Source organism: Marivirga atlantica (assembly GCF_016734805.1).
Classification (GTDB): Bacteria; Bacteroidota; Bacteroidia; order Cytophagales; family Cyclobacteriaceae; genus Marivirga; species Marivirga atlantica.
The window spans coordinates 67,538-87,915 of the sequence record NZ_JAERQG010000001.1 but is presented as its reverse complement, the minus strand read 5'-3'; the positions used below and the strand labels follow the sequence as shown (position 1 = coordinate 87,915).

At 37.4% G+C, this 20,378-nt stretch carries 16 protein-coding genes; 11 read left to right on the top strand and 5 right to left on the bottom strand.

The window, feature by feature from the left end; genetic code table 11:
• Position 1: 1 nt before the first annotated feature.
• The 3 genes from JKP34_RS00395 to uvrA all read left to right on the top strand — a co-directional run bounded on the left by JKP34_RS00395 (position 2) and on the right by uvrA (position 5,043).
• The gene (locus JKP34_RS00395) at positions 2-1,282 is read left to right on the top strand and encodes a hypothetical protein (RefSeq protein ID WP_201916554.1); all 1,281 of its coding nucleotides are present in this window, start codon (positions 2-4) and stop codon (positions 1,280-1,282) included.
• Between the two features lies 1 nt (position 1,283).
• Positions 1,284-2,117: a prolipoprotein diacylglyceryl transferase gene (gene lgt, locus JKP34_RS00390; RefSeq protein ID WP_201916552.1), complete on the top strand. Its 834-nt coding sequence runs from the start codon at positions 1,284-1,286 to the stop codon at positions 2,115-2,117.
• Positions 2,118-2,187: 70 nt separating this feature from the next.
• Positions 2,188-5,043 (top strand): excinuclease ABC subunit UvrA, encoded by a 2,856-nt coding sequence (gene uvrA / locus JKP34_RS00385; RefSeq protein WP_201916550.1) that lies wholly within the window; start codon positions 2,188-2,190, stop codon positions 5,041-5,043.
• Positions 5,044-5,071: 28 nt separating this feature from the next.
• Here uvrA and JKP34_RS00380 read toward each other — a convergent pair whose 3' ends face one another.
• The 5 genes from JKP34_RS00380 to JKP34_RS00360 form a co-directional block, all read right to left on the bottom strand.
• On the bottom strand, positions 5,072-6,535 hold the full coding sequence (locus tag JKP34_RS00380; protein WP_201916548.1) for a bifunctional metallophosphatase/5'-nucleotidase: 1,464 nt from the start codon (positions 6,533-6,535) through the stop codon (positions 5,072-5,074).
• Between the two features lie 118 nt (positions 6,536-6,653).
• Complete coding sequence (lpdA, locus tag JKP34_RS00375) at positions 6,654-8,057, bottom strand: dihydrolipoyl dehydrogenase (RefSeq protein WP_201916546.1); 1,404 nt, start codon at positions 8,055-8,057, stop codon at positions 6,654-6,656.
• 27 nt (positions 8,058-8,084) lie between these two features.
• Positions 8,085-8,444, bottom strand: coding sequence for a four helix bundle protein (locus JKP34_RS00370; RefSeq protein WP_201916544.1), 360 nt, complete (start codon positions 8,442-8,444; stop codon positions 8,085-8,087).
• Between the two features lie 43 nt (positions 8,445-8,487).
• Positions 8,488-10,080: a 2-oxoglutarate dehydrogenase complex dihydrolipoyllysine-residue succinyltransferase gene (odhB, locus tag JKP34_RS00365; protein ID WP_201916542.1), complete on the bottom strand. Its 1,593-nt coding sequence runs from the start codon at positions 10,078-10,080 to the stop codon at positions 8,488-8,490.
• Between the two features lie 42 nt (positions 10,081-10,122).
• Positions 10,123-12,858 (bottom strand): 2-oxoglutarate dehydrogenase E1 component, encoded by a 2,736-nt coding sequence (locus JKP34_RS00360; RefSeq protein WP_201916540.1) that lies wholly within the window; start codon positions 12,856-12,858, stop codon positions 10,123-10,125.
• 320 nt (positions 12,859-13,178) lie between these two features.
• Here JKP34_RS00360 and JKP34_RS00355 point away from each other — a divergent pair, with 320 nt between their 5' ends.
• The 8 genes from JKP34_RS00355 to JKP34_RS00320 all read left to right on the top strand — a co-directional run bounded on the left by JKP34_RS00355 (position 13,179) and on the right by JKP34_RS00320 (position 20,243).
• A complete protein-coding gene (locus tag JKP34_RS00355; protein WP_201916538.1) occupies positions 13,179-13,787 on the top strand; it encodes a 30S ribosomal protein S16 in 609 nt (202 codons plus the stop codon).
• Positions 13,788-13,798: 11 nt separating this feature from the next.
• The gene (gene rimM / locus JKP34_RS00350) at positions 13,799-14,326 is read left to right on the top strand and encodes a ribosome maturation factor RimM (protein ID WP_201916536.1); all 528 of its coding nucleotides are present in this window, start codon (positions 13,799-13,801) and stop codon (positions 14,324-14,326) included.
• Positions 14,327-14,338: 12 nt separating this feature from the next.
• Positions 14,339-15,019, top strand: a complete 681-nt coding sequence (trmD, locus tag JKP34_RS00345; protein WP_201916534.1) for a tRNA (guanosine(37)-N1)-methyltransferase TrmD — start codon at positions 14,339-14,341, stop codon at positions 15,017-15,019.
• 94 nt (positions 15,020-15,113) lie between these two features.
• Positions 15,114-15,464: a 50S ribosomal protein L19 gene (gene rplS, locus JKP34_RS00340; RefSeq protein ID WP_201916532.1), complete on the top strand. Its 351-nt coding sequence runs from the start codon at positions 15,114-15,116 to the stop codon at positions 15,462-15,464.
• 124 nt (positions 15,465-15,588) lie between these two features.
• Positions 15,589-16,425: a hypothetical protein gene (locus JKP34_RS00335; RefSeq protein WP_201916530.1), complete on the top strand. Its 837-nt coding sequence runs from the start codon at positions 15,589-15,591 to the stop codon at positions 16,423-16,425.
• Positions 16,425-17,027 carry a class I SAM-dependent methyltransferase gene (locus tag JKP34_RS00330; RefSeq protein ID WP_201916528.1) on the top strand — a complete coding sequence of 201 codons (603 nt, stop codon included), beginning with the start codon at positions 16,425-16,427 and terminating at the stop codon, positions 17,025-17,027. Before JKP34_RS00335 ends, JKP34_RS00330 begins: the two co-directional genes overlap by 1 nt.
• Positions 17,028-17,108: 81 nt before the next feature.
• Positions 17,109-19,922, top strand: a complete 2,814-nt coding sequence (carB, locus tag JKP34_RS00325) for a carbamoyl-phosphate synthase large subunit (RefSeq protein ID WP_201916526.1) — start codon at positions 17,109-17,111, stop codon at positions 19,920-19,922.
• A gap of 60 nt (positions 19,923-19,982) precedes the next feature.
• Positions 19,983-20,243, top strand: coding sequence for a DUF4834 family protein (locus JKP34_RS00320; protein WP_201916524.1), 261 nt, complete (start codon positions 19,983-19,985; stop codon positions 20,241-20,243).
• Positions 20,244-20,378: the final 135 nt, after the last annotated feature.

The window sequence follows — 20,378 nt, the reverse complement described above, 5'->3', positions numbered from 1 at the left end:
AATGGCTCAACATAAAAAGGAAATGCCTAGATGGCTAGCTCGGATTCAGGAGCAAAGTTGGGAGCCTGAGATATTAATTTCAGGTATTGTGCTTTTGGCATTATTTCAACTACCGCCAAAGTTCATGGAGCTCAGAGAGTATTTAATCAAATTTTCATATCCAGTATTTTATACTGGAACAATTGATGATACCTTGACCAATGTGATGCGCCTTGCCGTTTATTGGCTGATTGTAGCGTTCTCTGCACACTTAATGTTCAGGTCTATTTGGGTAGCTTTTGTGGGGTTATCTTATGTTTATCCTGGCGGGATAAAAAAATCTAAGCTTTATTATGCCAAGCGATATATGAAGCATATACGGGCAGATCAAGATCCTCTTGATAAAATAAAGAAACTGGAGAGCTTATGTAGTTCAATGTTTGCTTTAGGTTTTTTATTTTTCATGATAGTTTTCGGCTTCCTTATAGCCTTTCTCATCATTACTGTTTTCTTTTTATGTATCGTTCAAATAGCTCCTGATTTTGCATACTACGGCATAATAGACAAAGTATTCATTAGCTTATTTCTCATTTATATAATTGACTTTATATCCTTAGGGCTACTGAAACGCATACCATACATATCAGCGATCTACTATCCTTTGTACAGGTTTCTGAGCTTTATAACACTTTCATTTCTTTATAGAGACGTTCTTTACCATTTCATCTCAAATCATAAAAAATGGAAGGTTTTTCTATTTGTCTTAATCTTTACCTCAATCTCCATTTTTGCTGATGTGGCATCTAGAAATAAATTTGATTTGCTAAATGATATCGAAATAAACAGGCTCACAAAGGATAAACAGGTGATGTTCACTGAGCATTATGAAAACTTGGCCAAAACAGATATAATTTATCGAATACAAATTGAAAGAGATATCATAAAAGATGACTTTTTAAAAGCATTTATTGCCCACAACTCAGTAAATGAAACTTTCAGAATGAAAGACTCGTGCTTTGTTAATGATACTGTTTATGCACTTAGATCATCTTTATCTGACTCAATTAAGTTAAGCTGTTTAAATAATTTCTATTTGCTTCAGGTTGATGACTCTGTCTTTACAAGTGATTACTATTTCATGAAGCATCCAAAAACAAATCAGCCTGGCTTGATGGCTTATTTAGATGTGTCGTATCTTGATAAAGGCATGCACAAACTTCATTTGCTTTACAGAAATACTCCCGAAAAAAGGGATAGTATTCCTTATTTGGAAAACGGGATTGTTGAATTTATAAAACAATAGCATGCTAAACTACATCGTCTGGAATCCGGATGGAATTATAATTGACTTAGGTGTTTATCAGTTAAGATGGTATTCTGTACTTTTTGGACTTGGCTTCTTGCTGGGCTATCAGTTTGTAAAAGCCAGATTCAAAAAGGCTGAATTAGATTTGAAGCTGCTTGATAACCTGGCTGTTTATTTAGTAGTAGGTACAATTTTAGGCGCCAGATTAGGGCATTGTCTTTTCTACGACTGGGAATACTTTTCTCAGCATCCTCTTGAAATAATTTTACCCTTTAGGTTCACACCAACATTTGAGTTTGTAGGCTTTAGAGGTTTGGCCAGTCATGGTGGCGGAGTCGGGGTAATTATTGCAATTATCCTATATGCACGAAAATATAAAATCAATACACTTTGGCTAATCGATACTATTGCGCTGGTGGTGCCATTGGCAGGCATATTTATTCGGTTGGGTAACCTCATGAATAGTGAAATAGTAGGAAGTGTTACCAATGTATCATGGGCATTTATATTTACAGATGTGGATGCACTTCCCCGACATCCTGCTCAAATTTATGAGGCCTTTAGTTATTTGCTAATTTTCGGTTTTCTGTATTGGTTAAAGAATCAGAAATTCAACAAGCCAGGTTTTATTCTGGGCTTTACCTTCCTACTGATTTTTATTGCCAGATTTTTAATTGAATTCGTTAAGGCGGATCAAGTTGAATTTGAAAGTACAATGGCTCTTAATATGGGGCAGTGGCTTAGTATTCCTTATATGTTGGCAGGTATTGCTATCATCATTTGGAGTCAAAAAAGGTCAAAGCAGATAACGGCTGATCAAACAGATCAGTAATTATTTATTTGTTAACCCATTATACAAACATTAAGCTGAGTTATTGGTAATTTTGTTGTTCTACTGAATTATGGAAGATACCAATCAATTAACAAAAACAGACACAGTCAAAACTGATAATCAAGAATATATTGAGGTAATAGGTGCTCGCGAGCACAATCTCAAAAATATTGATGTAACCATTCCTCGTGATAAGCTTGTTGTTATAACGGGCATAAGTGGCAGTGGCAAGTCAAGCTTGGCTTTTGATACCATTTATGCCGAAGGGCAGAGGAGGTACATGGAAAGTTTTTCGGCCTATGCACGTTCCTTTATAGGTGATATGGAGCGGCCTGATGTTGATAAAATTAATGGACTTTCTCCAGTTATTTCCATTGAACAAAAGACTACTTCTAAAAACCCACGATCAACAGTTGGGACAGTAACAGAAATTTATGATTTCCTTCGTGTATTGTATGCAAGGGCTGGTGAAGCTTTTTCTTATAAAACAGGTAAGAGAATGCAGCGCCAAACCGAAGATCAAATTATTGACCATTTAATTAATGAGTTTGATGGCCAGAAGTTAACCATACTGGCTCCTGTAATTAAGGGGCGTAAAGGTCATTACAGGGAATTATTTCAACAAATCAGAAAAATGGGCTTCACCAAGGCCCGGGTTGATGGAGTGATCCTTGAGATTGATGCGCGAATGCAAGTTGATCGGTATAAAACACACGATATTGAGATTGTTGTTGATAGGATAGTAGTAGATGAAAAAGATCGTTTCAGAATTACCCAATCTGTAAAAATAGCCTTAAAGCATGGTGAAGGTATCATGATGGCGCGCGACACTGATGGTAACATCAGTCATTTCTCTAAGAATCTGATGGATCCTGAAACCGGTTTAGCATACGAAGAGCCCGCGCCCAACAATTTTTCATTTAACTCACCTTATGGAGCTTGTCCTACCTGTAACGGATTAGGCAAAATAGAGCACATAACAGAGGAAACGGTAATTCCTGATCCTAATTTGAGCATTACCCGTGGAGGAATAGCACCTCTGGGTGAATTCAGGGATATATGGATTTTTAAGAAGATAGATGCCATCCTTAAAAATACGGATGTAAATATCTCCACTCCTTTAAATAAATTTCCTCGTGAAGTACTTGATGTAATTCTTTATGGTAGCAAACGCAAGGTTGAGGTAGCCTCAAAAAAGTATCCAGGCACTAGTTGGGCAACTGCCTTTGAAGGTATCATAAAATTTCTGGAGAAGCAGCAAGAAACAGGTACTGATAAAACCAGAGATTGGCTAAAGGATTTCATGATTATTCAGACATGCCCCGATTGTAATGGAGCAAGGTTAAAAAAGGAGTCCTTACATTTCCTTATTGATGGTAAGAACATCTCTGAGTTGGCAATGCTTAATATTGGTGAGCTGGCAGGGTGGTTTACTGGTTTGGAAGAACGGCTTACAGAAAAACAATTATTAATTGGTGTAGAGGTATTAAAAGAAGTACGCAAAAGAATCGGCTTCCTGACTGATGTTGGTTTGGATTACCTTTCACTTAACAGACCATTAAGAACCTTGTCGGGTGGAGAAGCACAGCGAATAAGACTAGCTACGCAAATAGGCACTCAGTTGGTAGGTGTTCTCTATATATTAGATGAACCGAGTATTGGTTTGCATCAGCGTGATAATATGAAGTTGATTACTGCCTTGAAAGACTTGCGCGACCTCGGTAACACTGTAATGGTGGTGGAGCACGATAAGGATATGATGCTGGCTTCAGATTTTATCTTAGATATTGGACCAGGTGCAGGTAGACATGGAGGTAAAGTAGTGGCACAAGGTAATCCTGATGAGTTTTTAGCCAGAGGGAGTAATACAGCCAAATACCTAAACGGTGAATTGGAAATTGAAACACCTAAAGAGAGAAGGAAAGGAAATGATAAACTCTTGGAGCTTAAGGGAGCTTCAGGCAACAACCTTAAAAATGTTAATGTAAAGTTTCCTTTAGGTACACTAATGTGTGTTACCGGTGTTTCAGGTAGTGGTAAGTCCACACTCATTCATGAAACCTTATATCCTATATTGAATCAAAAGTTTTATAGGTCAAAGAAAGATCCTATGCCTTATAAAGGGCTGAAGGGTTTGGAACATCTGGATAAGGTAATTGAAGTAGATCAATCACCAATTGGTAGAACGCCAAGGTCGAATCCAGCTACTTATACTGGCGTATTTACTGATATCAGAGCGCTTTTTAGTAATCTGCCTGAAGCCAAAATCAGAGGCTACAAGCCAGGCAGGTTCTCTTTTAATGTTAAGGGAGGGAGATGTGAAACATGTGAGGGTGCAGGAATGAAGCTTATTGAAATGGATTTCTTACCAGATGTACATGTGCCTTGTGAAACTTGTAAGGGGAAGCGTTATAATAGAGAAACCTTAGAAGTTCGCTTTAAAGGTAAATCAATCTCCGATGTGCTGGATATGACGGTTGAGCAGGCTGTAGAATTCTTTGAAAACCAACCTAAGATTTTGAGGAAAATACAAACACTTGCTGAAGTAGGTTTAGGCTATATCACAATAGGTCAGCATGCAACTACACTTTCTGGTGGTGAAGCGCAGCGGGTAAAACTGGCTACTGAACTATCTAAAAAGGATACTGGAAATACCTTCTATATTTTGGACGAGCCTACCACAGGCTTACATTTCCAGGACATCAATCATTTGCTTCTAGTACTACAAAAATTAGTGGATAAAGGCAATACGGTACTAGTAATTGAGCACAATATGGACGTGATCAAGGTGGCTGATTATTTAATAGACCTTGGGCCTGAAGGTGGTAAGGAAGGTGGTAACATTGTGTTTACAGGAACCCCAGAAGAGATCATCAAGAAGAAAGATAGCTATACTGGTAAGTACTTGAAATTAGAGCTTAAATAAGACAGCCCTAATCTCAACTTTTTAATCGCTAATATTGATAATAGCGATCACAATTATCGTAATCTATTGTGTTGACTTCTTTTAAATAATTGATGATACTTTCTGCCGTAGTGAGGTTTTGAATGGTGGCTTTTTCTAAAGGGAAATAGCTGTCATACACGGCAGGAATATAATCGTTAATACCTATGGTAATTTCCTCGTTATCGTTTACGATATTTCCATCCTCATCGTACATGGTGTAGGTATTTCCTGATTGCTCAAAATAAATACCTGAAATATGAAGGCCAGCTCCAGTTTCTCGGAAGAAGTCTTTTACTTCTTTAGCAGTCAGGGTAAAAATTACGCTTTGGTTATTGAAAGGATCCATATTGAATATTTCTAAAGCGGTAATATCTCCCTGATCAATATCTGCTCTAATGCCTCCACCATTTTGAAAAGAAGCATCTACGTTATAGTAATCTTTTAGTGCTGTTGTGTAAAAGCATCCAATCTCATCTCTGCTGAGATAGTTCGTTGCAAAGCCTACTACTTCCTCAAATTCTGGTGCGTTATTATAGTCCGCGATTAATTTGGCTAAGTCAGCATCTTCAGTATCAAAATCATTAAGGTTGATCATTTCTACTTCAGACTTGATGATTTTCTTATCCTCTATTTCCAGCTTCAGCTTACCTAATAAATATAAATTTGATCCTGCCTGAACAACAGGCTTTTCATTAATCTTTTCTTCAACTACCTGATGCGAATGTCCACCAATAACTGCATCGATGAAATCATTTTCTTCGGCCAATCTGATATCACTACTTGTGCCTAAATGAGTGAGTGCAATTACCAAATCTGAACCCTCCTGATCTTTGATGTCATCATATTGTCCTATCACATCATAGTGTCTCTGGAATTCAAGTTCCGTCACACGCCACGGGTGAGTTGATGGAATAATAGCACCTTCTTTTCCGAATGTTTCAACCAGACCAATGAAACTTATTTTTAATTCACCAACCTCTAATGTGCTATAAGCTTCAGGTTGAGGGACCCCGCTACTCAGCATATCGACATTTGCGCAGATCCATTTGAAATCAGCCTCGTTCATTCTTTCTTTTAATACATCAATCCCATAATCAAATTCATGATTACCCAGCACAGCAATGTCGAAACCGGTTTTGTTCATTAAGTCAATCATCGGAAATCCCTTTTGGCTATACTGGTCAACAATCGGGTTTCCGGAGAAAATATCACCAGCGCATACTAATAAAGTATTTCTACTTTCTTTTTCTTTATCTACCAGGTATTTCACTTTTGCGAAATTATCAATTTCTCCATGCTGGTCGTTGATGAAGAAAATGGTTAATTCTTGACTGCTATTATCAGCAACTGTATCATTCTCTTCTACCTTGTCGTTAACAACAACAATAACATTATCACTGTCGTCACAGGCATAAAATGTAAAGGAAAGGATTAGAAAGAGATATAAAAGGGATTTTAATGATCTTTTCATGATTTTCTAATAAGAAGCATAAAGATACTGAAGTATACCTTAGCTGGAGCAATTACCAATAAAAAAAGGCCATTTGTATTTACAAATGGCCTTTCGCTTTTGATTAGGATTCAATCATTTACATATGAATTGGTCTGTTTTCAGTAGCCGCTAAGCAAGCTTCTTTTACAGCTTCCATATAAGTTGGGTGTGCATGTGACATACGAGATACATCTTCTGCCGATGCTCTATATTCCATGGCAGTAACTCCAGCAGCAATCATATCAGCAGCACGTGCACCAATGATATGCATACCCAAAATCTCATCTGTTTCCTTATCAGCAATAACTTTTACGAGACCTTCTAAATCCATGCTCGCACGAGCCCTACCTAATGCTTTGTAAGGGAATGAACCCGTTTTGTATTTAGTTCCCTTCTCTTTTAATTCCTCTTCGGTATAGCCCACACCAGCAACTTCCGGCCAGGTGTATACTACATTAGGAATGAGTTTATAATGAATGTGAGGCTTCTGACCGGCCATGGTTTCAGCAACAAATACACCTTCTTCTTCAGCTTTATGAGCTAACATGGCACCTTTCACTACATCACCTATGGCATAAATATTATCAACTGAAGTTCTCAAGTGCTCATCAGTTTCGATTCTACCTTTGTCGTCAGTTTTTAAACCAACATTCTCAAGGCCCAAACCTTCTGTATAGGGCTTTCTACCTACAGAAACTAAGCAATAATCTGCCTTTATCGTTTGGCTTTCACCTTTGTCAGATTCAAAAGTTATTTCTACCTCTTTGCCCTTATCCTCAACTTTGGTTACTTTATGCTTTAACTTCACATCCATACCGAGCTTCTTCATGCTCTTCTTCATCTCTTTGCCCATAGTGCCATCCATAGTAGCGATAAGGCTGTCAAGAAATTCAATAACAGTTACATCAGATCCAATTCGTTTGTAAACAGACCCCAGCTCAAGGCCAATTACACCACCGCCAATCACTACCATGTGCTTCGGTACTTCTTTAAGCTCGAGCGCTTCCGTACTGCTGATAATTCTTTTCTTATCGAATTTGGCAAATGGCAGCTCTACTGGTTTAGAGCCAGTAGCGATGATCACTTTATCAGTAGAAATCTCGGAAGATTTACCTTTCGAATCAGTGATTTTGATAGTGTTTTTATCTACAAATGATCCCACACCTGTGTGAACGTCAATCTTATTCTTCTTCATCAAGAAAGCAATACCATCTACGTTCTGCTTTACAACGTCAGCCTTTCTTGCTATCATTTGCTTGATATCCACTTTTAAATTGCTAAGGCCAATGCCATGTTCTTTAAAAGTTGTTTCAGCATTATGATAGTGCTCTGAGGAATCAAGGAGTGCTTTTGAAGGAATACATCCTACATTAAGACAAGTACCTCCTAAAGTATCATATTTCTCGATTATGGCGGTTTTCATACCTAGCTGAGCGCATCTGATTGCTGCTACATATCCACCAGGGCCAGAACCTATTACCGTTACATCGTATTTACTCATTTTTTAGTGATTTTATGATTGACTGTATTAAGTATTAAGATTTAAAGTTGATTTGAACTTGAAAATCATATTTGATAGATGTTCTATCTCTGATTGTAGTTTGATTAAATCATCCTTACTTAATATGTTAACTTTATTTGCTATAATTAACTGTGTATCTAGTTCAAATAGAGAGCCTACTGCAATTGATAAAAAGTTATTAAAACTTTTATATCCACCTCTGCCAGCTCCTTCGGCAATGTTAGAAGGAATAGAAACAGCTGCTCTTCTGATTTGTGAAGCTAAACCATACTTTTCATTTTCTGGAAATGACTCAGTTACATCGTAAATCTTAGCTGATAAATCTACTGATTTAATCCAAATGTTAAGATCCTTATACCTATGCATTTAGAATGATCATAATACTTAATACAGCTAATCTTAATACAATTTATACTCCTAACAATAGCCTAGTCGGATCTTCTAATAGCTCCTTCACTCTATACAAGAAGCTCACTGATTCCTTACCATCAATTATTCTGTGGTCATAGCTAAGTGCTACATACATAATCGGTCTGATTTCTACTTCACCATTAATAGCTACCGGACGCTCAACAATATTATGCATTCCTAAAATAGCTGATTGAGGAGCATTGATGATCGGAGTTGATAACATAGATCCGAATATGCCGCCATTAGTGATGGTGAATGTACCACCTGACATTTCCTCGATACTTAACTTGCCATCTCTTGCTTTTTTAGCTAATCTGATTACCTCAGACTCAACTTCATTAAAGTTCAATTGCTCAGCATTTCTAATTACCGGAACTACTAAACCTTTTGGTGATGATACGGCTATCGACATATCAACAAAATCGTTGAAAACCATTTCATTACCATCAATTTGAGCATTTACAGCAGGCCATTCTTTTAATGCCATCGTACAAGCTTTAGTAAAGAATGACATAAAGCCCAGACCTACTTCATACTTTTCTTTAAACTGCTCTTTGTATTTTTTTCTGATGTCCATGATCGGCTTCATGTCAACCTCATTGAAGGTAGTTAACATGGCCGTCTCATTCTTAACGCTTACTAAACGTCTTGCCACTGTTCTTCTTAGGCTTGACATCTTTTCTCTGCGTTGATCTCTTTCGCCAGACGGAGCAGGTGCTGAGCTTGCAGTTTCTTTTCCGCTTTCTTTTGGTTTAGTGGACTCTTGAGATTTAGCTTGCTTCTCGGCATTTTCGGCATCCTCTTTTGTGATGCGACCATCTTTACCTGTGCCTTTTATATTCGAAGGATCAATACCCTTCTCTTTTAATATTTTGGCAGCGGCCGGAGAGGCATGGCCTGTAGCATAAGTTTCCTTATCACTATCTGATGACGATGCAGAGGTTGTTTCTTCTTTGCTGTCTGAACCAGATCCACTTGCATCTGATGATGGAGCGCTACCTTCAGTTACTTCAATTTTGCAGATAGTGGCACCAATTTCTATAGTATCACCCTCTTCAGCTACTATTTCTAATAGACCGTTGGCTTCTGCTGGTAACTCAAATGTTGCTTTATCAGATTCTACTTCAGCGATAATTTCATCCATTTCAACATAGTCACCATTCCCTTTTAACCAGGTACTAATAGTAACTTCTGTTATAGATTCACCTACAGTAGGAACTACCATAGTATGCATTTCACCTGTTTTGCTCGGTCCGTTGCTTGAAGAACTTTCTGATTTAGATGCTGAAGAGCCCTCTTCTTTTTTCTCTTCCTCTTTGTCAGAAGATGAATCAGAGCTTCCACTGCCTTCTTTTGCGTCTGTATCAATCTCGCATATGACAGCGCCTATTTCTACAGTTTCTTCTTCATCAGCTTTTATTTTAAGCACACCTGCAGCTTCAGCAGGTAGCTCAAAGGTAGCCTTGTCCGATTCGAGCTCGGCTATAATTTCGTCTTGCTCCACATAATCACCATCTTTCTTTAGCCAGCTGGCTATTGTTACTTCGGTGATTGATTCACCAACTTCTGGAACTTTAATTTCTAAACTCATTGTGTTTGTTGGTTGTGTATAAAAATATCTTTAATAAAATTATTATGCTTCTAAGTTAAAAGCTTTCTCTACTAGTGCTTCCTGCTCGGCCTTATGTACCTTCATATAGCCTGTTGCTGGCGAAGCACTTGCTTTTCTTGAGATAAGCTTGATGGAACCTTTGCTGGTTACTGTTCTTAGGATGTAAGCCCAATAGCCCATGTTCGATGGTTCTTCCTGTACCCAGCAGATTTCAACATCTTTGAATTTCTTCATAGCTTCATCTATCTGGTTCATCGGAAAAGGATACAATTGCTCTATCCTTATTATGGCAACATCTTTACGCTTGTCTGCTTGCTGCTTTTCTAATAAATCATAATAAACTTTACCAGAGCAAAGCAGTACTCTTTTTACTTTACTGTTGGTTACGTAAGAATCTGAATAAATCTCACAGAATGAACCTTCAGTAAATTCCTTTACTGGAGAGATCACTTTAGGATGTCTCAATAATGATTTAGGAGCAAACTGAACCAGAGGCTTTCTAAATTCCCATGTTGTTTGTCTTCTAAACATGTGGAATAGGTTGGCAGGCGTTGTAATGTTAGTAACAATCAAGTTTTGCTCTGCTGCCAATTGTAAGAACCTTTCCGGACGTGCATTAGAGTGTTCAGGACCTTGACCTTCATAACCATGAGGTAATAACATTACCAGGCCATTCATTCTTTGCCATTTACTTTCAGCTGAAGTAATAAACTGATCTATCATTACCTGAGCGCCATTAGCGAAATCTCCAAATTGCGCTTCCCAAACAACTAAGGCATTAGGGGTGGCCATGGCATATCCATATTCAAACCCTAGAACACCAAATTCTGATAAGAGTGAATTGAATATTCTGAATTTTTGATCCTGGTTGTTTTCAATGTGATCAAGGTTGCAATAAGCTTCATTGGTTTCAGCATCAAATAAATATGAATGTCTATGCGAGAAGGTTCCTCTCTTGACATCCTGACCGGACATACGAACTATATGGCCATCTAATAGCAACGACCCATAGGCTAGCAATTCAGCATCGGCCCAGCTAAGCATTTCGTCTTCAAAGAAGTTCTTTTTACGCTCCTTAAGAAGTTTGTCAATTTGCTTTAGTGGTTTAAAGCCTTTCGGAATTGTAGTTAAAGCTTCTCCTATTTTCTTAACAGTATCTTTTGAAATACCTGTTTCAGGAGAATGCAAGAAATCTTCAGGTTTAGAATATCTAAGCTGCTTCCACTCTTCCTCAATTTTTTGAGGTTTATAAGGTAAAGGCTTTTGCTTAACCTCATTAAGTCTGTCTTGCAGCTGAGATTTAAAATCTTTCTCTAACTCCTTGATGGTTTTAGTGTCTAAGTCGCCACGCTCAGTGAGCTTCTTAACATAAACTTCTCTCGGGTTAGCATGCTTTGCTATTTTATTGTAGAGCTTAGGCTGAGTGAATTTTGGCTCATCACTCTCGTTATGTCCATGGCGTCTGTAGCAAAGCAAGTCTATAAATATGTCCTTATTGAACTGCTGACGATATTCTACTGCCAAATTTGCAGCGAAGTTTACAGCTTCAGCATCATCACCATTTACATGAAGCACTGGTGCATCAATCATTTTGGCGATATCAGTACAATAAATACTAGATCTTGCGTCATCATAATCGGTAGTAAAACCTACCTGGTTATTAATTACGAAGTGAATAGTTCCACCTGTGCTGTAACCTTCTAATAATGACATTTGGGTAGTTTCATAAACTATCCCTTGGCCAGCTATGGCTGCATCTCCATGAATGAGTATTGGAATGACGGTTTTAGGATCACCGTGATATTCATCATCTATTTGAGCTCTGGAGTACCCAAGAACTACTGAATTAACAGCTTCCAGGTGAGATGGGTTAGGAGTAAGCTTCACATACATTTTATTACCAGCCTTCGTTTCAAGATGACTAGAGTAACCCATATGATATTTTACATCACCATCACCCATAGTAAGGTCCGGATCTGAGTTCCCTTCAAATTCGCTAAAAATTTGCTCATAGGTTTTACCCATGATGTTAGCCAAAACATTTAGTCGTCCTCTGTGAGCCATACCAATGACAACTTCTTTAGTACCAAGCTCTGAAGAACGATTAATCACTTTATCAAGAAAGGCAATAGTGTTTTCACCACCTTCTAAGGAGAATCTTTTCTGGCCTAAAAACTTTGTATGAAGGAAATTCTCAAATATTACAGCCTCGTTAAGCTTAGATAAAATTTGTTTCTTCTCATCTTTAGATGGCTGGTAATTACCTTTAGGTTTTTCTGCCTTGTCAATAAACCAATCCACAATCTTAGGATCACGGATGTGCATATATTCAAAGCCAATTGAACCTATGTAGACTTTATTTAATAAGTCTATAATATCTTTTAAACTTGACTTACCAATTCCTAAATCTTCGCCAACTGAAAAACTTTCTTTTAAGTCAGATTCAGTAAGACCAAAATCTTCTAATCCAATTCTGGCATCATGCGGACGTCTGTCTCTTACAGGGTTGGTTTTAGATTTCAAGTGACCTCTCATGCGATAGGCATGAATAAGGTTTCTTACCTGGGTTTCTTTAGATGATACTTTAGGTGAATCACCTGATGCGCCTGCACCGTTGTAATCTTTTTGTGAAAACTCAAAGCCCTCAAAAAACTTTTGCCAGCTTTGATCAACAGATTCAGGGTCATTCTTGTATGATTGATATAGCTCCTCAATGTAGTTACCGTGAGCATTAGCTATATAGGAATATTTATCCATTTGGCTTGTTTTGTGAATGATATGAACAAAAGTAACTGATTCAAAAATAACTTAAAAATTGCTTAAGCAATTAAGCAATTATAATTGATAATGAATCATTTAACTTATTATTAAGCAATAGTCCTAATAACTTTAAATCTTGAAAACTGTTGTGAAAATTACGCTAAACGTGATTAGTGATTTAACATGCCTATTGCATTAGCTTTACATTTAATTAATAATTTTTCAGCTAGGACCTGATTTTTAGTAATTTATGTTTACCTTTGCAGTCCAAAAAATGAAGGACGTGTTCCTTCGATTGCTAAAAATTAAATTAAATAATGGCAGTAAAAATCAGATTGGCCAGAAGAGGCCGTAAGAAAATGGCAATGTACGATGTAGTCGTGGCAGACGCCCGTGCACCACGTGATGGTCGCTTTATTGAAAAATTAGGTACTTATAACCCTAACACTCCAGTAGCTGCAATTGATATTGACAACGAAAGAGCGTTTCAATGGTTAATGAATGGTGCCCAACCAACCGATACGGTTAAAGCTATGCTTTCTTACCGTGGGGTGTTGTTGAGAAAACATTTGCAAATAGGTGTTGTGAAAGGAGCAATGACTCAGGAAGAAGCTGACAAAAAACTTGAAGCTTGGTTGAAAGACAAATCAAGTAAGATTGAAGGTAAAGAGAAGCAACTTGCTGACAAGGCTGCGGCTGATAAGAAGGCTAGACTTGATGCTGAAACTAAAGTTAACGAAGCTAGAGCTGAAGCTATTAAGAAAAGACAGGAAGAAGCTGACGCAGCGGCTAAAGCTGAAGAGACTGAAGCATCAGCTGATGAAGCAGAAGCTCCAGCAGCAGAAGCAACTGAAGAAGCTCCAGCAGCAGAGGCTAAAGAGGAAGCTCCGGCTGAAGAAGCATCTGAAGATAAGAAAGAAGATTAATTTAATAGGCCATGAAACAATCTCAATGCTTTGAATTGGGTGTTGTTTTAAGACCTCATGGCTTACACGGTGAAGTTTATATCTCGTTAGATACGGATTTCCCGGAAGATTATGCTGAATTGGAATCAGTATTCGTGTTGCAAAACGGAATGCTGGTTCCTTTTTTTATTGAGCACATTCAAGTTAATAATAAGCAGGCTCTGGTTAAGTTCGAGGATATTGACTCCAAAGATGATGCTAATACTATTAAAGGTTTAAGCCTGCATCTTCCTCTGGACCAACTTCCCAAATTGTCTGATGATCAATTTTACTTTCATGAGATTATTGGCTTCAAGCTGATAGATGAAAACAAAGGAGAACTTGGAACTGTGGGTCAAGTTTATGAAGCTGGCCATCAGGATTTAATAGGAATGGATTATAAAGGTAAAGAAGTGCTTATTCCAATAAATGATGAGATCATCAATAAAGTTGATAGAAACACAAATGAGATATTCATCACTTTGCCAGAAGGTCTGCTTGAGCTTTACCTGGAAGACTAAACCAAGTTGGTCATGAGAATTGATATCATTACTTGCTTACCGAAGTTACTTGAAAGTCCATTTGCTGATAGTATTTTAAAACGTGCTCAGGAAAGAGGTTTGGTTGAGATTCATGTGCATGATATCCGTGAGTATTCTACTAATAAGCACAGGAAAATTGATGATTACGCTTATGGTGGAGGTGCCGGTATGGTGCTCCAAATTGAGCCAATTGCCAGAATAATTGATGAACTAAAGGAACAGCGATCATATGATGAGGTGATTTTCATGACACCTGACGGTGAGCAGTTCGATCAGAATATGGCTAATGAAATGGCACTAAAAGGTAACTTAATAATGCTTTGCGGTCATTACAAAGGTGTTGACGAACGTGTTAGAGAGCATTATATTACCAAAGAGGTAAGCATAGGTGATTTTGTAATCTCTGGAGGAGAGTTGGCCGCTGCTGTAATGACTGATGCTGTTGTAAGGTTATTGCCGGGAGTTTTAAACGATGAAACTTCAGCCTTGACTGATTCTTTTCAGGATGGTTTGTTAGCTCCACCGGTTTACACAAGGCCTGCTGATTATAAAGGTATGAAGGTGCCTGAAGTTTTGCTTTCAGGGCATGAACAAAAAATTGAAGATTGGCGTTTCGCGCAGGCTGTGGCTAAGACAAAGGCACGAAGGCCTGATTTATTGAAAAAAGAATAATAATTTTTCGTTAAATGAGTGTGAAACAAGAAAATATCCTTATATTTGCACTCCATTTTTCGGACAAGAACTGTATCGCATAAAAGCAATAGCAATGAGTGATCTAATTAAAGAAATAGAAAACGAGTACAAAGAAGCAGTAAATAAACTTCCTGATTTCAAAGCAGGAGATACTGTTAATGTGCACGTTAAAATTAAAGAGGGTGACAAAGAACGTATCCAGAATTATCAAGGAACTGTCATCCAAAGAAGAGGTACTGGTAACTCAGCAACTTTTACTGTTAGAAAAATTTCTAGTGGTATCGGTGTTGAAAGAATATTCCCATTAATTTCTCCTGCAATTGATAAAATTGATGTGGTAAGAAGAGGTTCTGTTAGAAGAGCTAAACTTTATTACTTAAGAGGTAGAATGGGTAAATCTGCAAGAATCAAAGAGAAGTTGTAAGAACAACCTCAGGAAATATATTAAAAGGCTATTCGTTTTTTCGAATAGCCTTTTTTTTTCGCCCTATCTTTATTTTTTATCGATCATTATGCGCTTTTTCTAGATTTGGCATACATTTATACTAATGTTAAACAAGCTTTATCAATATATCCGTGCCTTTAGTTTGGATGTTGTAGCAGGTGCTGCCATCAGTGCGCGGTGGGTTGGTAACTACTTTAAAGTTGATATTCCTTCTGAAGCTTTGTTAGCCTTAAGTATCACAGTTTGGCTTATTTATACACTTGATCATTTGCTAGATGCCAGAAAAGTTGAACCCCAAAAGGCTTTTCTAAGACATGTTCTCCATCATAAAAATGCACCTCTACTTTTTGCAATGGTAGCTATGATGAGTGTGGTGCTCATTTTTACTGTGCAATATTTATCTACTGAGTTGTTTTGGCAGGGAATGCTTTTAGGAGCAATAGTTATTGGCTATTTGTTTTTTGTCCATCTAAGGAAGAAACCCTATTGGGGAAAGGAATGGTTTATTGCTATTGTTTATGCCTCTGGAATCTGCTTGCCTACACAAGCCTATTTAGGTGAATTTAGTGTTGATCTACTTTATTTTTGGTTACAATTCTTTTTTCTGGCAAGTATCAATCTACTTATATTTAACATGTTTGAGTATAAAAGTGATAAGCAGTTCGGTTTTAGCTCTTTTGCCACTGTAAAGGGACATGACTACACCCGTAGAGTTATTCTAGTACTATTTGTATTGTTCGTAATTGGTTGGTCAATTTCTTTCTACGTGATTAAATCTTCGGACTTTCTGGATTATCAAGCCATGTTAATTTTTATGGGTTCTGTTTTAGCCATGGTTCTCAGTAAGGAAACAATTTTACGTGAGGAAGAGTGGTACAGAGTAATTGGAGATATTGTTTTTGTACTTCCTTTAATTGAGATTCTTGCTACTTCAGATTAATGCCTGACTTTAACAGAATAGCTTCATTTTATGATCTGCTTAAAAAAATAGTTTTTCAGTCAAGCTTAGATAAGGCGTCTTTCTCTTTTCTTGAAGATATTCCTGAAAACTCACAGATTCTAATACTAGGAGGAGGCTCTGGTGCATTATTATCATATCTTAAAAAAAGCCAAAAAGTTATTTATATAGAAAAGTCATCAGCGATGATTGAACTGGCTGCAAAACGTAAGTTTAACTGCTCAATTGAATTTGTTGAGGCAGATATTATGGAATATAAATTCAATGCTAATTTTGACGCTATTATAACACCCTTTATTCTAGACTGCTTCAGCGAGACATCACTCTTAGTCTTTATGGATAAGCTAAAACATCAATTAAAAAATAATGGCTTATGGCTTCAGGCCGATTTTTATCCACAGAATAAAGTCCATAACCTTTTCATTAAGGTGATGTATGTGTTTTTTTGGATATCAGCAGGATTAAGAATAAAAGCCATTCCAGATTTTGAGAAGCTTTTTAAAAAAAGCCAGTTGCAGTTAATAAAAAAAGTGAGTTTCAAGCACGGATTTATACAATCCCGACTTTATCGGAAGATTGCCTAGCAACTTACTTTTGATTCTCCACATATCGTCTTAATTTTGCCCAATTTATTTAAGCCCGTCACCTAAAATAAAAAGAGCGAAATGCCTAGAGACAACAGCATCAAGTCAGTATTAATTATCGGTTCAGGTCCAATCATTATAGGTCAGGCCTGTGAGTTTGATTATTCAGGTTCTCAAGCAGCAAAATCGCTGAGGGAAGAAGGAATTGAAGTAACACTTATCAATTCTAACCCTGCCACTATTATGACTGATAAAGTAACAGCTGATAACATTTATCTGAAGCCACTTACTAAAAAGTCAATCATTGAAATCTTAGAAAAGCACAAAATAGATGCTGTACTTCCTACTATGGGAGGTCAAACAGCATTGAATTTGGCAATGGATTGCGAGAACGCAGGTATTTGGAAGAAGTACAACTGCCGCATGATCGGTGTTGATATGGATGCAATCGACACTACTGAAAACAGAGAGCTTTTTAGATTAAGAATGAAAGAATTGGGTGTCGGAGTTTGTGAAGGTGAAACGGCTACTTCCTTTTTACAGGGTAAAGAAATTGCACAACGTGTAGGTTTTCCGCTTGTATTGAGGTCATCATTTACTTTAGGTGGCCTGGGAGGTGCTATTGTTACTGACCCTGCCGAATTTGATAAGGCCCTTACTGATGGACTTCACTCATCTCCAATCCATGAGGTACTTATTGAAAAGAGTATTTTAGGATGGAAGGAGTATGAGCTTGAAATATTAAGAGATAACATAGGCAATGTTATTGTGATCTGTTCTGTGGAGAACTTCGATCCTATGGGTATCCATACAGGTGATTCCATAACAGTTGCTCCAGCGCAAACCTTACCTGATACAGTTTATCAGGAAATGAGGAATCTGGCTATTAAAATGATCAAAGGAATCGGTAATTTTGCCGGAGGATGTAATGTGCAGTTTGCTGTTAATCCTAAAACTGATGAAATTATTGGTATTGAAATTAACCCACGGGTTAGTCGTTCTTCTGCCCTGGCCTCTAAAGCTACGGGTTACCCTATCGCTAAAATAGCTGCTAAACTGGCCATTGGTTATAATCTGGATGAACTTAAAAATCAGATTACTAAAACTACTTCAGCGTATTTCGAGCCATCGCTTGACTATGTCATCGTTAAAATACCAAGATGGAATTTTGATAAATTTCAAGGTTCTGATAGAAGGCTAGGCTTCTCGATGAAGTCAGTTGGAGAAGCGATGGGCATAGGAAGAAATTTCCAGGAAGCGCTTCAAAAAGCTTGTCAGTCTTTAGAAATAAAAAGAAATGGACTAGGAGCAGATGGTAAGGAAGTAACTAAGCAAGATCAGATACTACATAGCCTGGAGTTTCCTAGCTGGAATAGACTGTTCCATATTTACGATGCTTTTAAATTAGGTATCCCTTTCAAAACCATTCAAAAACTAACCAAAATAGATAAATGGTTCCTTGAGCAGATTGAAGAACTATTAATTCTGGAAAAGGAAATCAGCAAATATACTGTTGACAATTTGCCGGAAGAGTTAATGATGAAGGCTAAGAGCAAAGGTTATGCTGATAGACAGATAGCGCATCTTGTAAAATGTCTTGAAAGTGAAATTTACAAGAAGCGTCATGAAATGGGTATCAAGCGAGTTTATAAATTGGTTGATACCTGTGCAGCAGAGTTTGAAGCCCAAACGCCATACTATTATTCTACCTTCCAGAAAGAGAATGAATCTGAAAAATCTGATAAGAAGAAGATTATCATCTTGGGTTCAGGACCTAACAGAATTGGGCAAGGGATAGAGTTTGATTACTCATGTGTTCATGGTGTTCTGGCTGCTAAGGAAGCTGGTTACGAAACCATTATGATCAACTGTAATCCTGAGACGGTTTCTACCGATTTTGACACAGCTGATAAACTATATTTTGAACCTGTTTTTTGGGAACATATTTATGACATCATTCTGCACGAGCAGCCTGAAGGTGTTATAGTTCAGTTAGGTGGACAAACAGCACTTAAATTAGCAGAGAAGTTAAACCGATATGGTATTAAAATTATCGGAACTTCTTTTGAGGCGCTTGATTTAGCAGAAGATAGAGGTTCATTTTCTAAGCTGTTGGCTGATAATGACATACCTTATCCGAAATTCACAGTTGTTGAAGACGCAGATACTGCAATTGAAGTGGCTGACGATATAGGCTTCCCTATGCTGGTTCGCCCATCTTATGTGCTTGGTGGACAAGGGATGAAGATAGTTATCAATGTGAAGGAGTTAGAAGAGCATGTGGTAGATGTGTTGAGAGATATCCCTAATAATAAAGTGTTGTTGGATCATTTTCTTGATGGTGCTATTGAAGCTGAGGCTGATGCCATTTGTGATGGGGAAGACGTCTATATCATTGGCATCATGCAGCATATTGAACCGGCTGGTATTCACTCTGGAGATTCTTATGCCGTGCTACCTCCCTATAACCTGGGAGACTTTGTAATGCAGCAAATTGAAACTTATACAAGGAGGATTGCGCTGGCTTTAGAAACTAAAGGCCTAATCAATATCCAGTTTGCTATAAAAAACGATACTGTTTACATCATTGAAGCCAACCCAAGAGCTTCAAGAACTGTTCCGTTCATTTGTAAAGCATATGATGAACCTTATGTAAATTATGCTACTAAGGTAATGTTGGGCGATAAGAAGGTTAAGGATTTCGACTTTAAGCCAACTAAGAAGGGCTATGCTATAAAAGAGCCTGTATTTTCTTTCAATAAATTCCCTAATGTGAACAAAGAATTGGGGCCTGAGATGAAGTCTACAGGAGAGGCTATCTATTTTATTGATGACCTAATGGATGATTTTTTCCTTAAAATTTACTCTGAACGAAACTTATACCTAAGTAGATAAGTTGAAAAAATGGAAGTAAAATCAAACTATTATTTTTGATTTGACGTATTGCTTTTAGTTATGTTTAAATTTTTATTAATACTATTTCTTATCGGCTATGTAGTTTTTAGATTAGGAGGTTTTCTATTCAGAATGCTAGCAGGAGGATTAGGGGCAAAAACAGCCTATCAACAAACTCATCAATCACGAAGTAATCAACAGAGCAAGAGAAAAACCAATGCCGATGGTGTTTCTATTGAATATGCTCCTGAAAATAAATCAAAAAGATCAGCCTCTAATTTTAAAGGAGGGGAATATATTGATTATGAGGAAATTAAATAATTGAAAATAACAGTTTAACTATGCGGAAAGCCTGTCAGATAAGAATTCTGACAGGCTTTTTTTATATTTTTTTACGTTTCGTATATAGGTATTTTAAAAAGTGACGTTAGAGAGGTAGGTGTATGGGTAATCATG

Bases quoted from the DNA above. Each gene is read 5' to 3' on its own strand.
- uvrA (WP_201916550.1), top strand. From the start codon at position 2,188: ATGGAAGATACCAATCAATTAACAAAAACAGACACAGTCAAAACTGAT.
- JKP34_RS00320 (WP_201916524.1), top strand. From the start codon at position 19,983: ATGTTTAAATTTTTATTAATACTATTTCTTATCGGCTATGTAGTTTTT.
- carB (WP_201916526.1), top strand. From the start codon at position 17,109: ATGCCTAGAGACAACAGCATCAAGTCAGTATTAATTATCGGTTCAGGT.
- rimM (WP_201916536.1), top strand. From the start codon at position 13,799: ATGAAACAATCTCAATGCTTTGAATTGGGTGTTGTTTTAAGACCTCAT.
- JKP34_RS00370 (WP_201916544.1), bottom strand. From the start codon at position 8,444: ATGCATAGGTATAAGGATCTTAACATTTGGATTAAATCAGTAGATTTA.
- JKP34_RS00360 (WP_201916540.1), bottom strand. From the start codon at position 12,858: ATGGATAAATATTCCTATATAGCTAATGCTCACGGTAACTACATTGAG.
- JKP34_RS00330 (WP_201916528.1), top strand. From the start codon at position 16,425: ATGCCTGACTTTAACAGAATAGCTTCATTTTATGATCTGCTTAAAAAA.
- rplS (WP_201916532.1), top strand. From the start codon at position 15,114: ATGAGTGATCTAATTAAAGAAATAGAAAACGAGTACAAAGAAGCAGTA.
- JKP34_RS00380 (WP_201916548.1), bottom strand. From the start codon at position 6,535: ATGAAAAGATCATTAAAATCCCTTTTATATCTCTTTCTAATCCTTTCC.
- JKP34_RS00355 (WP_201916538.1), top strand. From the start codon at position 13,179: ATGGCAGTAAAAATCAGATTGGCCAGAAGAGGCCGTAAGAAAATGGCA.
- trmD (WP_201916534.1), top strand. From the start codon at position 14,339: ATGAGAATTGATATCATTACTTGCTTACCGAAGTTACTTGAAAGTCCA.
- JKP34_RS00335 (WP_201916530.1), top strand. From the start codon at position 15,589: ATGTTAAACAAGCTTTATCAATATATCCGTGCCTTTAGTTTGGATGTT.
- lgt (WP_201916552.1), top strand. From the start codon at position 1,284: ATGCTAAACTACATCGTCTGGAATCCGGATGGAATTATAATTGACTTA.
- odhB (WP_201916542.1), bottom strand. From the start codon at position 10,080: ATGAGTTTAGAAATTAAAGTTCCAGAAGTTGGTGAATCAATCACCGAA.
- JKP34_RS00395 (WP_201916554.1), top strand. From the start codon at position 2: ATGGCTCAACATAAAAAGGAAATGCCTAGATGGCTAGCTCGGATTCAG.
- lpdA (WP_201916546.1), bottom strand. From the start codon at position 8,057: ATGAGTAAATACGATGTAACGGTAATAGGTTCTGGCCCTGGTGGATAT.